Below are 14,587 nucleotides of genomic sequence, written 5' to 3'. Positions count from 1 at the left end.
CCTCCCACCGAGGAGGACGGGGTCCGGCTGGTTGGCTCGAGGCCAGAGGCTTGTGCGCCGGATGGCCCACTCGAACCTGCAATCGCACTACGCTAGGCCGGTTCACCCAGGGGAGCCCACCATGTCGCCACGCCTCGCCGTTCGCCCCACCCTGCTGGCCCTGCTGCTGGCCGCCAGCACCGCACTGTCCGCCGCCGACGCGCCGCAGGCGAAATACCCCAGCTATCCAAGCGAAACACCGGCGCGCTTCACCCCCGTCACCGCCAGCTTCGACTATGAGCGGCGCGAGGTGATGATCCCGATGCGCGACGGCGTGAAGCTGCACACCGTGATCCTGGTGCCCAAGGGCGCCAGGCACGCAGGCATCCTGCTCACCCGCACGCCCTACGACGCCGACGCGCTGACCAGCCACACCATGAGCGGCCACTTGGCGCCGATGCTGCAGGGCTACGACAACGCCACCGACGTGATCGTCGAGGACGGCTATATCCGCGTGGTGCAGGACGTGCGCGGCAAGTACGGCTCCGAAGGCGACTTCGTCATGAACCGCCCGGTACACGGCCCGCTCAATCCCACGCCGGTGGATGACGCCACCGACACCTACGACACCATCGACTGGCTGGTGAAGAACATCCCCGAGTCCAACGGCAAGGTGGGCACGCTGGGCATTTCCTACGACGGCTTCGAGCCGCTGATGGCGCTGATCAACCCGCACCCGGCGCTGAAGGTTTCGGTGCCGATGAACCCGATGGTCGACGGCTGGATGGGCGACGACTGGTTCCACAACGGCGCGTTCCGCCAGCAGAACCTGTCCTACATCTACGAGCAGGAAGCCAGCCGCGACAACTCGATCCGCTGGTGGAGCAGCTTCCACGACGAGTACGACCTGTTCATGCACTACGGCTCGGCCGGCGCGATGGCCGAGGCGTACGGCATGGGCCAGCTGGGCTTCTGGAACAAGATCGTGGCGCACCCGGCCTACGACGCGTTCTGGTCGCAACAGGCGGTCGACACGCTGCTGGCGAAACAGCCGCTGAAGGTGCCGGTGATGCTGGTGCACGGGCTGTGGGACCAGGAAGACATCTACGGCGCCCTGGCCGTGTACCGCGCAATCGAACCCAAGGACGCCGGCGGCAACATGGTCAAGCTGGTGATGGGTCCGTGGTACCACGGACAACAGATCGAGGAGGGCAGTGCGCTGGGCGCGATCCGCTTCGGCAGCGACACGGCGAAGTACTTCCGCGAGCACATCCTGCGCCCATACCTGGCGCAGTACCTCAAGGACGGCGCACCAAAGGCCGACATCGCCCCGGTCACCGCGTTCCAGACCGGCACCAACCGCTGGCAGCGACTGGACCATTGGCCGCTCGCCTGTGAACGGGGCTGCGCCACGAGCAGCCGCGCGCTGTACCTGGAGCCGGACAACAAGCTCGGCTTTGTCGCCCCGGCGCAGGATGCTGCCTACGACGAATACCTGTCCGACCCGGGCCATCCGGTGCCGTTCCGCGCTCGCCCGATCCAACCGGTCGGCTACGACAACGGCCTGACCTGGCAGGAGTGGCTGGTCGACGACCAGCGCGAGGCCTCCGGCCGCACCGACGTGCTGACTTACGTCTCCGAACCGCTCACCGCGCCGCTGACCATCGCCGGGGCGCCGGAAGTGCACCTGGTCGCCTCGACCAGCGGCACCGACAGCGACTGGGTGGTCAAGCTGATCGACGTCTACCCCGACCAGGTGGCCGAGCAGCCGGCGATGGGCGGCTACCAGCTCGCGGTGGCGATGGACATCTTCCGCGGCCGTTATCGCACCGGCTTCGACAAACCGGCGCCGCTGGCCGCGAACCAGCCGCTGGACTACCGCTTCAGCCTGCCCAATGCCAACCACGTGTTCCTGCCGGGCCACCGGCTGATGGTGCAGGTGCAGTCGAGCTGGTTCCCGCTGTACGACCGCAACCCGCAGACCTACCTGCCGAACATCTTCAAGGCGAAGCCGGCGGATTACGTCAAGGCGACGCAGCGGGTGTATCACGCGCCGGGCAAGGCGAGCTTCATCGCCCTGCCGGTCGTGAGTCGCTGATCCCGCTTCATCGCCTGCCGGTCATGAGCCGCTGATCCCGTTCCTTCCCTGCCGGTAGTGAGCCGCTGATCCCGTTCCTTCCCCCGCACGCGGGGGAAGGATTCGGGGTGGGGATGTATGGCGGTTGATCAGGTGTGCGCCGACTGTTCCTGGCCGCGGTAGAAGCGGTGGGGCGCGGGATCCAGCAGTGCATGATCCTCGATCGCCGCGTTGCCGGTGCAGGGCGAGGCAAGGCTTCCCCCATCCGCCTGTCGGCACCTTCCCCGCGTGCGGGGGAAGGATTCGGGGTGGGGATGTATGGCGGTTGATCAGGCGTGCGCCGACTGTTCCTGGCCGCGGTAGAAGCGGTGGTGCGCGAGATCCAGTAGTGCATGATCCTCGTGGGTGTCGCCATAGGCGTAGACGCGCCCGTAGTCGGCCAGGTCGTACTGTGCGCGCACGCGCCGCGCCTTTTCCTCACCGACGCACTGCGCGCCCTGGTAGCGCCCGGTCAGGCGACCGTCGCGGTGTTCCAGCGTGGAGCAGACCAGTGCCAGGCCGTGCAGGCGGCACCACGGTGCGAGGTAGACATCGAGCCCGCCGGAGACCACGGCCACGGTATCGCCCTGCTGCTGGTGCCAGCGGATGCGCGCCATAACCTTCGGGCGCAGCAGGGGCGGCAGCGCCTCGTCGGCAAATGCCGCGCCATGGGCCTGCACGTCCGCGAGCGCCACGCCGGCAAAGCCGACGCGCACCACGGCGGTGCGCACGGACACACCCGAAACCACGCCGCACTTGTAGCCGGCGACCCAGGGCGCCAGCAGCAGCCTGCCCCAGGCCTGCCGGCGTGCAGGCACGGCGCGGTACATGAAGGCCGCCATGGTTTCGCGGGTGGTTATCGTTCCATCGAAGTCGAACAGCGCAAGATTCGCCACGCGTCAGTCCCTTGTTTGCGTCGGTGCATTCTAGTGGCGCCACCCGCGCCCCGGACGACAGTGATCAGCGTTGCGGTTTTCGTCCGGACGGCAGGACCGCCTCTGCGGCCACCTCGATCATCAGTTCGGGCCGGAACAGCGCATCGACCTTCACCAGCGTGCTGGTGGCCGGCGCGTCGGCGGGCAGGTAGTGCGCGCGCACATCGCGCAGCACGTCCAGATGGTTCAGATCGGTGACGTACATGTCGGTGCGCACCACGTGCTTGTAATCCAGGCCCGCACTCTTAAGCGCGACACGCAGGTTCTCGAACACCTGCATGCACTGCGCGCGGAAGTCGCCCTCGCCGACCACCTTGCCGTCGCGGTCCATCGCGACCTGGCCGGAGATCGACACCATCCGCCCCGGAGGCGAGACGATGACGTGTGAATAGCCGTGTGCGGGCGGCAGCGCGGGGGAGTTGATCGCCTGCGGCGCTTCCTGGGCCGGTGCGGTGGTGGCAAAGGCCAGCCCTGCGCAGACCAGGAAGGCGCGCCAAGCGGATGGACGTTCGTTCATCGATGTTCCTTCGCGATGGTGGGGCTTTCCACCCTAGCAAAGCCCGACCGGACACGTGGTGGGACTTCCCCGCCACACCTGCTCGGTGGTAGAACCGCATCCATCGTTGCCAACCGAACGACTGCCGCATGAGCGACACGAGCTTGCTGATCCGCCTGGCCGAAGACGACGACGATTTCATCCTGGGACTGGTCCCGCGTTTCGTGGACTTCCCGCTGCCACCCTGGCGCAAGCGTCACGAATGCATCGAGGGCATCCGCAACGATCTGCTGCGGCACCTGGAAGACGGCACCGCCAACGACTTCCTGTTCATCGCCGAGGACGGCGACGGCACCGTGGTCGGTTTCATCGAACTGCAGAAGACGCAGGATTTCTTCACCGGCCGCACTAACTGCCACATCAACAACATCGCGGTGGCGCCCGCGCATGAAGGCCGCGGGGTGGGCAAGGCGCTGATGCAGCATGCCGAGGCTTGGGCGCGCGAGCATCGCTGTGCGCTGATCACGCTGGCGGTATTCCCGGGCAACGAACGCGCCCGGGCGATCTACGAGGCGGCCGGTTACGGCGTCGACCTGCTTCGGATGGTCAAGCCGGTCCGCTGACAGGGCAAGAGGCGGATGGCCGCGGCAAGGGATGGCCGGAGCATGGCGACTCCCCTCACGGAGCCATTGCATGCCCCGATCGTTCCTGCTGCTTGCCCTGGCCTGCACGCTTGCCTGCGGCACGGCACGCGCTGATTGCGAACTGCTCTACGCGCCACCGGACATCCGCGCCCGGCTGATGGCCTTCCATCACGCGAACGAGCTCCGGCGCGCGCGGGAGCAGTTGCACCGCAAGGACTCTCTTCCGCAGAGGCCGCCGCAACCTGCCAGCGCAGCGCGTGATCGCGCCGAGCCGGCCAAGGCGCCGGCCCGGGCGCGCTAGAAGCTGCGGCCGTCCACCGGCACCCGCTTGACCGCGGCGACGTCGAGATCTTCCAGGCAACGCACGTTGATAGCCGCAGTGGGCGTGCCGTCCGGCATCGAACCGAACGCCAGCGGCGCGCAACCGCAGTCGGGGCAGAAGCGGTGCGCGATGGCGTGCTTGTTGAAGGTGTAGGTCGCCATGTCGGCTTCCGGCGTGGCCAGATCCAACCGCTCGCGCGGCACGAACCAGAGCAGGTAGCCCTTGCGGCTGCAGTGCGAGCAGTTGCAGTCGATCACTTGGTCAAGCTCGCCTTCGACGTCGAAGGCGATGCGGCCGCAATGGCAGCTGCCGTGGTAGCGCATGGGAGTCCTCCCGCTGGTCGGGCCGCCACTATAAAGGGCTAGCCCCTTCGTAGGAGCCCGCTTGCGGGCGATGCTCTCCCCCCCTCGCACGGCAACAGCATCGCCCGCAAGCGGGCTCCTACGAGGTGGTTTCGGACCGAAGGTAGCGCCCGGCGAGCGCCGGCATGACCAGCAGGTTGAGCACGGTGGAGCTGAGCAGGCCACCGAGGATCACGATCGCCATCGGCCCCTCGACTTCGCGCCCGGGTTCACCGCTGCCGAGCACCAGCGGCAGCAGGCCCAGCGCGGTAACCAGCGCGGTCATCAGGATCGGCGTCAGCCGCTCGCGCGCGCCGCGCAGCACGGTGAAGCGGTTCCAGTGCGCCCCTTCGGTCGCGACCAGGTGCTCGTAGTGGGCGATCAGCAGGATGGTGTTGCGCGCGGCAATGCCGAACAGGGTGACGAAGCCGACCAGCGCGCCGATCGACAGCACGCCGCCGGCCAGTGCCGCGGCGATCACGCCGCCGACCAGCGCAAAGGGCACGTTGGCCAGGATCAGCGCCACGCTGCGCCGGTCGGGGAAAGACAGCAACAGCAGCACGATGATCGCCGCGCCGGCCAGCGCGCTGTGCAGCAACAGTGCGTGCTGCGCGGCCACCGCGCCCTCGGCGGCGCCGCCGAACTCCACGTAGTAGCCGGCGGGCAGTTGCAGTTGCCGGTGCAGCGCCGCGCGCGCCTGCGCCACGAAGCCGACGACGTCCGGACTGGACGGGGTCACCGCCAGCACCAGCCGGCGCCGGCCGCCCTCGTGCTGCACGCTCGCCCTGCCCTTCACCAGGTCCACGGCGGCGACCTCCGACAGCGGCACGCTCTGGCCGTCGGCCGCCGGCAGCAGCAGCGCGCCCACCGCCTCCGGATCGCGCACGGTCGCGTTGTCCAGCGTGAGCCGGATCGCCACCGGCTGCACGCCCCGGTAAACCTCGCCCACGATCACGCCCTGGTGCGCGGCGGCAATCGCATCGAGCGCGTCGGTCATGCGCAGGCCGCGCGCGGACAGCCGGTCCGGATCCGGCGCGATCCGCATGGTCGGCACGCTGGGCGATTCGGCCAGCCGCACGCTGCCGGCCCCGGGCAGCGCCTGCACGATCGCCTGCGCCCGGGCGGCCAGCGCGTCGAGCCGGTCGAGGTCGGCCCCGTAGAGGCTCAGCGTGACCGGCGCGGTTTCGCCCGAGAGCGATTCGCTGATGCGGTCGCCCAGGAAAGTCACTACTTCGGAGCCCAGCCCCGGATAGCCGTCCAGCAGCTTGCGCAGCGCGTTCTCGATACGCACCTGGGCGCCCGCCGCGAGGCCGGGCTTCAATTCCACGTGCAGCTCGCCGCGGTTGGGCGGCCAGGTATCCTGCACCGCCTCGGCGCGGCCCATCTGCAACGACACGCTGGCGACGCCGGGTATCGCCAGCACGCCGCGGCTGATCCGCTCGCCGATGCGGTCCATTTCCGCCAGCGAGGCGCCCGACGGGCCGGTGATCTGCAGTACGAAGTGGCCTTCGCGGAATTCGGGCAGCAGCTCCGCGCCGAAGAACGGCAGCGCCGCTACCGCCAGCGCGCCGACCACCAGCGCGGCGACCAGCAGCGCGCGGCCGTGCGGCAGCGCGCGCTCGAGCAGGCGGTGCTGGGCGAGCTTCATGCGCTTGAGCCAGCGCGGTTCGCGATGGCGGCGGCCGGGGCGCAGCAGCCACAGGCACAACGCCGGCGTCACCGTCAGCGCCACCAGCAGCGAGGCGAAGGTCGCCAGCAGAAAGGCGCCCGCCAGCGGCGCGAAGAAGCTGCCCTGCAGGCCCGGCAACAGCAGGATCGGCACGAACACCAGCCCGACCACCACGGTGGCCAGCACCACCGGCCGGCGCACTTCGAGCGAGGCGGCCAGGATGGTGTCGATGCGCGGCATGCCGTCGACGGCCGTGCGCAGGCGCCGGTCGATGTTCTCCACGTCGATGATCGCGTCGTCCACCACCACGCCCAGCGCCACCGCCAGGCCACCCAGCGTCATCGTGTTGATAGTCCAGCCGAACCAGCGCAGCGCGAGCACGGCCAACGCCAGCGACAGCGGGATGCTGACGAAGGAGATCAACGCGGTGCGCCAGTCCTTCAGGAACAGCACCAGCACCAGCAGCACCAGCGCGGCGCCGAAGGCCAGCGCGTCGCGCATGTTGGCCAGCGCGACCTCGACGAAGGTCGCCGGGCGGTGCAGCGCGGGCACCAGCGTCACGCCCTGGGCGGCGAGCATGGGCTTGAGATCGTCCAGCGCCTTTTCCACTGCGCGGGTGACTTCCAGCGTGTTGCTGCCGTACTGGCTGGTCATCGCGACCAGGATGCCGGGGCGCGCGTCGATGCGCGCATCGCCGAACGCCGGCGCCGCGCCCACGCCGACGCTGGCCACGTCCGCCAGCGTGACGTTGCGCCCCGCGTGGCGGGTCAGCACGGTGCGGCCCAGTTGAGCCGGGTCGCTCAAGGCCCCGTCGGCCTCCAGCACCACGCGCTGGCTGGGCGTGTCGATGTAGCCGGCGCCACGCACGCCGCTGGCCGCGGCGGCCGCCGCGCGCACGTCCTCCAGCGTGAGGCCGTAGGCTGCCAGGCGGTCCGGGTGCACGCGCACATCCCATTCGCGCACGCCGCCGCCGAACACGATCGCATCGGCCACGCCGGGCACGGCCAGCAGGCGCGGCTTGACGGTCCAGTCGGCAAGGTCGCGCAACGCCAGTGGATCGAGCTTGTAGCTGACCAGGCCGATCTTGAGCAGGTCCATGGTCGAGGAAGTCATCGGGCTGAGCGACGGCGCGTCCACGCCGGCGGGCAAGTTCGCCGCCGCCTCGCTGACGCGCTCGGCCAGCAGCTGGCGGTCGCGGAAGGGATCGCTGCCGTCCTTGAACACCACGTCGATCACCGCCAGGCTCTGGATCGACTGCGAACGCACGGTGTCCACCGCGGTGGTGCCGTTGACCGCATTCTCGATCGGCTGGGTGACGCGCTGCTCGACCTGCAACGCAGTGAAGCCCGGCGCCTCCACCTGCACGGTGGCCTGCGCCGGCACGAAATCGGGAAAGACGTCGTAGCGCGCGACGAACAGTCGCTGCACGCCCAGTGCCAGCAGCAGCACGGCCAGCAGCACCACCCAGCCGGCGGCGCGCAACGCGCTGCGGACGATCGCGACGAGCACGGCGTCAGTCGTCCGAGGCGTCGGCGGCGCTGCCGGGCACGGGCGCGGCATCGACCGCGATCAGTGCCTCGGCGCCCTGTACCACCACGCGCTCGCCCGGCCTGAACGGCGTGCCGACCAGCCAGCCGGCCGGCGTCATCGCGCTCGGGTGCACCGCGCGGCGCTCGAACCGGGTGGCCCCGGTGGCGACGTAGGCCCAGTCCAGCCCGTTCCAGCGCACGATCGCCGCGCGCGGCAGCAACACGCCGCGCACCGGCCTGCCCTCGCCGTGCAGTTGCGCGGTCAGCACCATGCCCGGCACCAGCGGGCCGGCATCGGCCTGCAGCAGCCAGCCGGCGGCCAGGCCGGAGGTGCTGCGCGGCAGGCGGCCGAGCACCTGCGCGGGCGCGTCGGCCCCATGCGGCATCTGCAGCGTGGCGGCACGCACCTTCAAGGTCGCATCCGGGCGGCCCAGCGGCTCGGCCCGGAGCAGCACCTGGTCGCCGCGCACCAGCGCGTCGAGCAGCCGGTCGCGGCGCGCGGGGGCCATGTCTGCAAGGTCGTCGCCCCAGGCGCTGCGCAGCGCCACGCGCGCCTCGCGCAGTCGCGCCTGGTCTGCCGCCGCCTGCGCCTGCGCCGCCTCCAGCGCCTTGCGCGACGCGTTGCCCTCCGCGGCGAGCAGGGCCTGCGTGCGTACCAGCTCCGCGCGGGAGGCACGCGCCGCCGCCTGCGCCGCCTCGAGTTCGTCGATGGCCTTGGCCAGCGGCGCCGGGTCGAGCACGTCGGCCACCGCGCGTGTCGTGGGGGGCATCTCGCCCTGGGCAAGGCTCGCCACGCGCAGGCCGAGCCGGGCCTGGGACGCAGCGTCCAGTTCGGTCGCGGCGGCGCTCGCGGCCAACAGGGCGAACAGCAGGGCGATCGGTGCAAGGCGGTTCATGGGCGGTCTCCCTCGGTGGGCCGGAGCGCGGCCTCGACCGGATCCAGCGGGGTGCGCAGCGCATCTTCGAGCGCGGCCTCGGCCTGCCACGCGGCATCGAGCGCGGTGAGCGTCGACTGGCCTGCGGCGAGTGCGGCAAGGCGTTGTTCCAGCAAGGCGGTGCGGTCGATGGCGCCGAGCGTGAACGCATGCTCGGCCTGATCGCGCGCGCGGGCGGCCGCCTGCTCCCCCGCCCGTGCGGCGTCCAGCGCCGGCAGCGCCGCAGCCAACCGAGCGCGCGCCGCGTCGATGGCGCTGGCAATGTCTGCCTGCACTGTGCGCACGTGCGCCGCGGCCGCCTCGCGCCGCGCGCGCGCCTCGGCGATCGGTCCCTGGTTCTGGTCGAACACGGGCAGGCTGAGGCTGGCGTTGAAGGTCAGTTTGCGGATGCCGTGGTCATAGGTGTAACCCGGCCCCAGCGAGAGCTGCGGGTACTGCGCATGCACCTGCTGGTGCAGTTCGGTCTCGCGGCTGGCGTAGTCGACCAGCGCGCGTTCCAGGTCGCTGCGGGCCAGCAGGGCGTGGTCGGCCAGCGTATCCAGTCGCGCGGGCGGCGGCGCGGTGGGCCGGTCGAAGTCGTTCCAGCGCAGGTCCACCCCCGCGAGCGCAGCCACCGATAGGCCGATCGCACGTGCCAGTTGCGCCTGCGCCCCCGCGGCCCGCTGGCCGGCCGCGGCCTGGTCGCTGCGCGCCCGTGCCAGCGCCTGCACGGCCTGCAGGGCGATCTGCGGCGCATCCTCGCCCAGCGCCACGCGCTGGCTGGCGGCCTGTTCTAGCGCGCTCGCGGCGGCTACCGTGCGGGCGGCCAGGGCCGCCTGGCGGCGGGCGATCAACTGTTGCTCCAGCGCATCGCGCACGGCACTGCGCACGCTCCACAGCTTGCCGGCGTAGTCCAGCCGCGCCGCGCGCACGCCCTGGTCGGCCAGTTGCACGCGCAGGCGCCGGCGCAGGCCGCCATCGAGCAGGAAGTCGGTGCTCAGGCCCCACAGCCACGGCGCGCCGTCGACCTGCGCCTGGGTATAGCGCTCCAGCGCCAGGCCCAGTGTCGGGTTGGCGCGTGCCTTCGCCGTCTGCACCGCGGCGCTGGCCTCGGCCAGGTGCGCGCGCGCCTCGGCCACGTCCGGGTTGAGCGCAAGCGCGGCGAGCACCAGCTCGGCACGGCCGTAGCGTTCAGGCGGCCATTGGCCGTGATCCCGCGAGGGCAGCCACGGTCGCAACCGTGCCGCCAGTGCTGGATCGTCCAGCCGGCGCGCCTCCCACTGCGCTCGCGTCGCGGCCGGATCCACCGGCGCCGGGCGGTAGGTGGCGCAGCCGCCGAGCATGGCCAGCGTGGCGGCGCTGGCGGCCAGGCAAAAAAAAGGATGGCGCATGGGCGCCATCCTTGCAGAACGTGCTTAGCGCTCTCTAAGGCCGCCCGAGGGCGGCCCTGGCGCCTTTCCGGCCTCAGGCCTTGGCGCGCTCGCGCTGGTCCAGCCGCTGGGCCAGGCGGTCGATGTTGGGCAGCGACAGCAGGTGCGCGTAGATCCAGCCCATCACGCCTTCCTTCAGGAACTCGTGCGTGGTCTTCTCGTCGAGCTGGCGCAGCTTTTCCTCGTTGACCACGAACAGGCCGTTGAGGTTGATTGCGTTGCCGTCCTTCTCCAGGCGGATGTTGCGCGGCTCGAGCAGGTCGTGCTTGCGCAGCAGGTCCATGAACGCATGCGTACGCGCCACGTGCTGCTGGAACTCGCCCAGGAAACCGACGGCGTTGCTCAGCATCTCGCTGTCGCTGCCGTCTTCCTTGAACAGGCGCTCGCCTTCCTCGCTGCCGAAGCCCTCGTAGGACTCGTCCAGGAACACGGTGAAATCGTCGCCCTCGGTGCCGGCCGGCTTCTCGGCCAGGATGAACGGATAGCGGCGCACGAAGGCCGGCACGTAGATGCCCTGCGCCCAATGGCCGTTCTCGTCCACCAGCAGGTTCTCGTTCTGGCGCAGGCCCAGCAACGCCATCGGGCCGGCGTCTTCGATGCTCTGGCCAGCAAACAGGATCGGCACGTCGCGCGCGGCCATCGGGAACTCCGCGGCCGTCAGCGGCACCGAGTGCGCCGCGGCGGCGAACTTCACGCCGGGGATGCTCTTCAGGCGCAGATCCTTGTGCTGGGTGCGGTTGAGCGGCACCGGGCGCTCGTAGAAAAGTACTTCAGCCACGTCTTCTTACCTCTGCCCCGCCGTGCCGGGGTCGCCACCGATGGCTCCCCCTCCCAAACCCGGCTCGGGTCGCGAATCCGTGACTATATCAGCGGCCACGCGCCCGGGCGAATGGCCCCTCGCGGCGGCGATCTGCCAAGCGCGTCAAATGCTTACCGCGCGCCGGGCGGCGAAATTGGGCTATGCTCGAAACACGAGCGCATCGCTGCACCACCTCTGCCGCATCTCATGAACTGGCTGAAGGAAACCGCATGCTGATGGATCTGCCACGCCGGGACCTCAACGCGACCCGGGTGCTTTCGCTGGACGCCGCCGGCCGGATCCTCGACTGGATCAGCTGGCAGGACGCCGTGTGCCTCTACGTGCGCGAGGCGGTGGCCTGGACCCTGGGCGATCCCTGCCTCACCGTCCACGGCGGCCATAATCGTGCCCGCAACGAACGCAGCAAGCTGGACCTTCACCCGATCATCGCCAGCACCGGCCACTGCCGCGACCACGCGATCGACCCGGCGCCGGCACTGACCAACACCGCGCTGTTCGCCCGCGACCGCCACCTGTGCCTGTATTGCGGCAACCAGTACTCGCGCGGGGAGCTGACCCGCGACCACGTCGAACCGGTCTCGCACGGGGGCAAGGACGAATGGGAGAACGTGGTCAGCGCCTGCCTCGCCTGCAACCTGAAGAAGGCCAACCGTACCCCGCAGCAGGCGCACATGCCGCTGCTGGCCGTGCCGTACCGGCCCAGCTGGGTGGAACACCTGATCCTGTCCAACCGCAACATCCTGGCCGACCAGATGGAATTCCTGGTCAACCACCTGCCGCGCGACCGGCGGCGGGCAATGAGCTGACCGCTACTTCTCGGCGTCCTTCTCCGCGGCCTCGTCCGCATCGGCGTGGTCGGCGCTGGCCTTGGCCAGCTCGCGGTCGATCTCCTTGACCTCCTCGCAGGCCTCTTCCGATTCGTCCTTGCGGCGTGCGCGGGAACCGGCACGGCGGCTCTGGCGAGCCTCTTCCTCTTTGTTGTGGGCCAGCTTGCGGTAGTTCTCGCGGATGCGTTCGAGCGCTTCCTCGTCGAGGTTGTCGACGTCCAGCAGGCTGTTGCGCGCGCGCGTGCTGCGGATGAGTTCGTCCAGTTTGATCTGGACCGCCGCACTGTCACGGTTCTGGCTGTTCTGGATCAGGAACACCATCAGGAAGGTAATGATGGTCGTGCCGGTGTTGATCACCAGTTGCCAGGTGTCGTTGAAACCGAACATCGGCCCGGTGACCGCCCACACGACGATGACCGCGGCGGCGATCAGGAAGGCAGCGGGCTTGCCCGAATAGCGGGCGGTCGCCTCGGCGAAGCTGCGGAAGGCCTGCGATAGCTTGGACATGGGGGGCATCTCTGGCCTTGGGTCGCATCCAGCTTGCGAGCGGTTTCGTGTGCCCGGTGTGCACGATGCCCGGTTTCGTTCACGTCGCCGCCCTTGCCCCGCCCTGCGGCTGGGCCAACAATATGCGGATGATCGACCCAACCCGCTATCCCCACCTGGCCCGCATCGACGCGCCGGACGACCTGCGCCGCGTGTCCGATGCCGAGCTGCCGGCCGTCGCCGACGAACTGCGCCAGTACCTGATCGAGTCGGTTGCCAGCTCCGGCGGGCATTTCGGCGCGGGCCTGGGCGTGGTCGAGCTGACCGTGGCGCTGCACCACGTCTTCGACACCCCGCGCGACCGCCTGGTCTGGGACGTGGGCCACCAGTGCTACCCGCACAAGATCCTCACCGGCCGCCGCGACCGGATCACCACGATCAAGAAGAAGGACGGCCTGGCGCCGTTCCCGCGCCGCGAGGAAAGCGAATACGACACCTTCGGCGTCGGGCATTCCTCCACGTCGATCTCGGCGGCGCTGGGCATGGCGATCGCCGCCCAGCGCAAGGGCGACGACCGCAAGGTGGTGGCGGTGATCGGCGATGGGGCGATGACCGCCGGCATGGCCTTCGAGGCGCTCAACCACGGCGGCGACGTCGAGCCGAACATGCTGGTCGTGCTCAACGACAACGGCATGTCGATCAGCGAGAACGTCGGCGCGATGACCAAGATGATGGCGCGCGCGATGGCCAGTCGCCGGCTCAACGCCGTGCGCGAGCGGGCCAAGAAGGCGATCCCGCGGCAGTCGTTCTTCGGCCGCTTCTTCAAGAATTGGGAGGAGCACGCCAAGGGCATGTTCCTGCCCTCGACGCTGTTCGAGGAGCTGGGTTTCCACTACACCGGCCCGATCGACGGCCACGACATTCCGGCGCTCCTGCGCGCGCTGCGTACGGTCAAGAACCTGCCCGGCCCGCAGCTGCTGCACGTAATCACCACCAAGGGCAAGGGCTACGCGCCGGCCGAGCAGGCGCAGATCGAGTACCACGCGGTCAGCCCGTTCGACCCGGTCGCCGGCGTGGTGAAGAAGAACGCGCCGGCCAAGCCGACCTACACCGACATCTTTGGCGACTGGCTCTGCGACATGGCCGCCGCCGATGAGCGGCTGCTGGGGATCACCCCGGCGATGCGCGAGGGCTCGGGCCTGGTGCGCTTCTCCAGGGAATATCCCAAGCGCTACTTCGACGTGGCAATTGCCGAGCAGCACGCCGTGACACTGGCCGCCGGCATGGCCTGCGAAGGCGCCAAACCGGTGGTGGCGATCTACTCGACCTTCCTGCAGCGTGCCTACGACCAGGCGATCCACGACGTGGCGCTGCAGAACCTGGACGTCACCTTCGCGATCGACCGCGCCGGCGTCGTCGGGCCGGATGGTGCCACCCACGCCGGCAGTTTCGACCTGTCGTTCCTGCGTTGCCTGCCGAACATGGTCATCATGGCGCCAGCCGACGAGAACGAATGCCGCATGATGCTGTCGACCGGCTTCGAGTACGCCGGCCCGGCGGCCATCCGTTATCCACGCGGCACCGGCCCGGGTGCTGCCGTGCGCAAGGAACTCGACACCCTGCCGATCGGCAAGGCCGAGCTGCGCCGGCGCGGACACGGCCTGGCGATCCTCTCCTTCGGCGCGATGCTGGCACCGGCAGCGGTGGTGGCGGCGGAGCTGGATGCCACGCTGGTCAACATGCGCTTCGTCAAGCCGCTGGACGAGGCGATGATCCTGGAGCTGGCGCGGACGCACGATGCGTTCGTCACGCTGGAGGACAACGCGATCGCCGGCGGTGCGGGCTCAGGCGTGGCCGAATGCCTGGCCGCACACGGCATCGTCAAGCCGGTGCTCCATCTTGGCCTTCCGGACGTCTATCTGGAACACGGCAGCCGCGAAGAGGTGTTGTCCATGGCCGGGCTGGACCTGCCGGGCATCCGCAATGCGATCCGGGCGCGCTTCCCGCAGTTGGCGAGCGTTGCCGCCAGCGCGGGCTGATCACGGCCTCCCTTTCCCAGCGGCTCGCCCCAAGTCCTTC

The 14,587-nt window shown here is 69.8% G+C and carries 13 protein-coding genes; 5 read left to right on the top strand and 8 right to left on the bottom strand.

Translation table 11 applies throughout. The features are described 5' to 3' along the window. Positions 1-121 precede the first annotated feature (121 nt). Positions 122-2,077 (top strand): CocE/NonD family hydrolase, encoded by a 1,956-nt coding sequence (locus ACFWZ3_RS14805; protein ID WP_439708450.1) that lies wholly within the window; start codon positions 122-124, stop codon positions 2,075-2,077. A gap of 308 nt (positions 2,078-2,385) precedes the next feature. Here the strand turns inward: ACFWZ3_RS14805 and ACFWZ3_RS14800 are convergent, their stop codons facing one another. Continuing rightward, on the bottom strand, positions 2,386-2,991 hold the full coding sequence (locus tag ACFWZ3_RS14800; protein WP_439708449.1) for an HAD family hydrolase: 606 nt from the start codon (positions 2,989-2,991) through the stop codon (positions 2,386-2,388). A 64-nt stretch (positions 2,992-3,055) separates the two neighbouring features. Continuing rightward, complete coding sequence (locus ACFWZ3_RS14795; protein WP_439708448.1) at positions 3,056-3,547, bottom strand: RidA family protein; 492 nt, start codon at positions 3,545-3,547, stop codon at positions 3,056-3,058. Positions 3,548-3,675: 128 nt separating this feature from the next. On the opposite strand from ACFWZ3_RS14795, the gene ACFWZ3_RS14790 reads away from it, so the two are divergent. Both ACFWZ3_RS14790 and ACFWZ3_RS14785 read left to right on the top strand, forming a co-directional pair. Continuing rightward, the gene (locus ACFWZ3_RS14790) at positions 3,676-4,149 is read left to right on the top strand and encodes a GNAT family N-acetyltransferase (RefSeq protein WP_439708447.1); all 474 of its coding nucleotides are present in this window, start codon (positions 3,676-3,678) and stop codon (positions 4,147-4,149) included. 70 nt (positions 4,150-4,219) lie between these two features. After that, positions 4,220-4,471 (top strand): hypothetical protein, encoded by a 252-nt coding sequence (locus tag ACFWZ3_RS14785; RefSeq protein WP_439708446.1) that lies wholly within the window; start codon positions 4,220-4,222, stop codon positions 4,469-4,471. On the opposite strand, the gene ACFWZ3_RS14780 is transcribed toward ACFWZ3_RS14785, so the two are convergent. From ACFWZ3_RS14780 to ACFWZ3_RS14760, 5 genes are all read right to left on the bottom strand, one after another. After that, complete coding sequence (locus ACFWZ3_RS14780) at positions 4,468-4,815, bottom strand: GFA family protein (protein WP_439708445.1); 348 nt, start codon at positions 4,813-4,815, stop codon at positions 4,468-4,470. The two genes, ACFWZ3_RS14785 and ACFWZ3_RS14780, sit on opposite strands and share 4 nt — an antisense overlap. Before the next feature lie 118 nt (positions 4,816-4,933). After that, on the bottom strand, positions 4,934-8,011 hold the full coding sequence (locus ACFWZ3_RS14775; RefSeq protein WP_439708444.1) for an efflux RND transporter permease subunit: 3,078 nt from the start codon (positions 8,009-8,011) through the stop codon (positions 4,934-4,936). Between the two features lie 4 nt (positions 8,012-8,015). Continuing rightward, positions 8,016-8,927 (bottom strand): hypothetical protein, encoded by a 912-nt coding sequence (locus tag ACFWZ3_RS14770; protein WP_439708443.1) that lies wholly within the window; start codon positions 8,925-8,927, stop codon positions 8,016-8,018. Then, the gene (locus ACFWZ3_RS14765) at positions 8,924-10,336 is read right to left on the bottom strand and encodes a TolC family protein (RefSeq protein WP_439708442.1); all 1,413 of its coding nucleotides are present in this window, start codon (positions 10,334-10,336) and stop codon (positions 8,924-8,926) included. Before ACFWZ3_RS14765 ends, ACFWZ3_RS14770 begins: the two co-directional genes overlap by 4 nt. Before the next feature lie 73 nt (positions 10,337-10,409). Next, on the bottom strand, positions 10,410-11,153 hold the full coding sequence (locus tag ACFWZ3_RS14760; protein WP_439708441.1) for a SapC family protein: 744 nt from the start codon (positions 11,151-11,153) through the stop codon (positions 10,410-10,412). 251 nt (positions 11,154-11,404) lie between these two features. Between ACFWZ3_RS14760 and ACFWZ3_RS14755 the strand changes: the two genes are divergently transcribed. Beyond that, positions 11,405-12,001, top strand: coding sequence for an HNH endonuclease (locus ACFWZ3_RS14755; RefSeq protein ID WP_439708440.1), 597 nt, complete (start codon positions 11,405-11,407; stop codon positions 11,999-12,001). A 3-nt stretch (positions 12,002-12,004) separates the two neighbouring features. Here the strand turns inward: ACFWZ3_RS14755 and ACFWZ3_RS14750 are convergent, their stop codons facing one another. Then, positions 12,005-12,529, bottom strand: coding sequence for a low affinity iron permease family protein (locus ACFWZ3_RS14750; protein ID WP_439708439.1), 525 nt, complete (start codon positions 12,527-12,529; stop codon positions 12,005-12,007). A 128-nt stretch (positions 12,530-12,657) separates the two neighbouring features. On the opposite strand from ACFWZ3_RS14750, the gene dxs reads away from it, so the two are divergent. After that, the gene (dxs, locus tag ACFWZ3_RS14745; RefSeq protein WP_439708438.1) at positions 12,658-14,547 is read left to right on the top strand and encodes a 1-deoxy-D-xylulose-5-phosphate synthase; all 1,890 of its coding nucleotides are present in this window, start codon (positions 12,658-12,660) and stop codon (positions 14,545-14,547) included. Positions 14,548-14,587 lie beyond the last annotated feature (40 nt).

Source organism: Frateuria sp. GZRR35 (genome assembly GCF_051900415.1).
Lineage (GTDB): Bacteria > Pseudomonadota > Gammaproteobacteria > Xanthomonadales > Rhodanobacteraceae > Frateuria_A.
Note: the sequence above shows the minus strand (reverse complement) of the source record. Positions and strands in the feature narration are given on the sequence as shown.

Coding starts and splice junctions, on each gene's coding strand:
- ACFWZ3_RS14805 (WP_439708450.1), top strand. CDS start 122: ATGTCGCCACGCCTCGCCGTTCGCCCCACCCTGCTGGCCCTGCTGCTG.
- ACFWZ3_RS14795 (WP_439708448.1), bottom strand. CDS start 3,547: ATGAACGAACGTCCATCCGCTTGGCGCGCCTTCCTGGTCTGCGCAGGG.
- ACFWZ3_RS14790 (WP_439708447.1), top strand. CDS start 3,676: ATGAGCGACACGAGCTTGCTGATCCGCCTGGCCGAAGACGACGACGAT.
- ACFWZ3_RS14785 (WP_439708446.1), top strand. CDS start 4,220: ATGCCCCGATCGTTCCTGCTGCTTGCCCTGGCCTGCACGCTTGCCTGC.
- ACFWZ3_RS14780 (WP_439708445.1), bottom strand. CDS start 4,815: ATGCGCTACCACGGCAGCTGCCATTGCGGCCGCATCGCCTTCGACGTC.
- ACFWZ3_RS14770 (WP_439708443.1), bottom strand. CDS start 8,927: ATGAACCGCCTTGCACCGATCGCCCTGCTGTTCGCCCTGTTGGCCGCG.
- ACFWZ3_RS14765 (WP_439708442.1), bottom strand. CDS start 10,336: ATGCGCCATCCTTTTTTTTGCCTGGCCGCCAGCGCCGCCACGCTGGCC.
- ACFWZ3_RS14755 (WP_439708440.1), top strand. CDS start 11,405: ATGCTGATGGATCTGCCACGCCGGGACCTCAACGCGACCCGGGTGCTT.
- ACFWZ3_RS14750 (WP_439708439.1), bottom strand. CDS start 12,529: ATGTCCAAGCTATCGCAGGCCTTCCGCAGCTTCGCCGAGGCGACCGCC.
- dxs (WP_439708438.1), top strand. CDS start 12,658: ATGATCGACCCAACCCGCTATCCCCACCTGGCCCGCATCGACGCGCCG.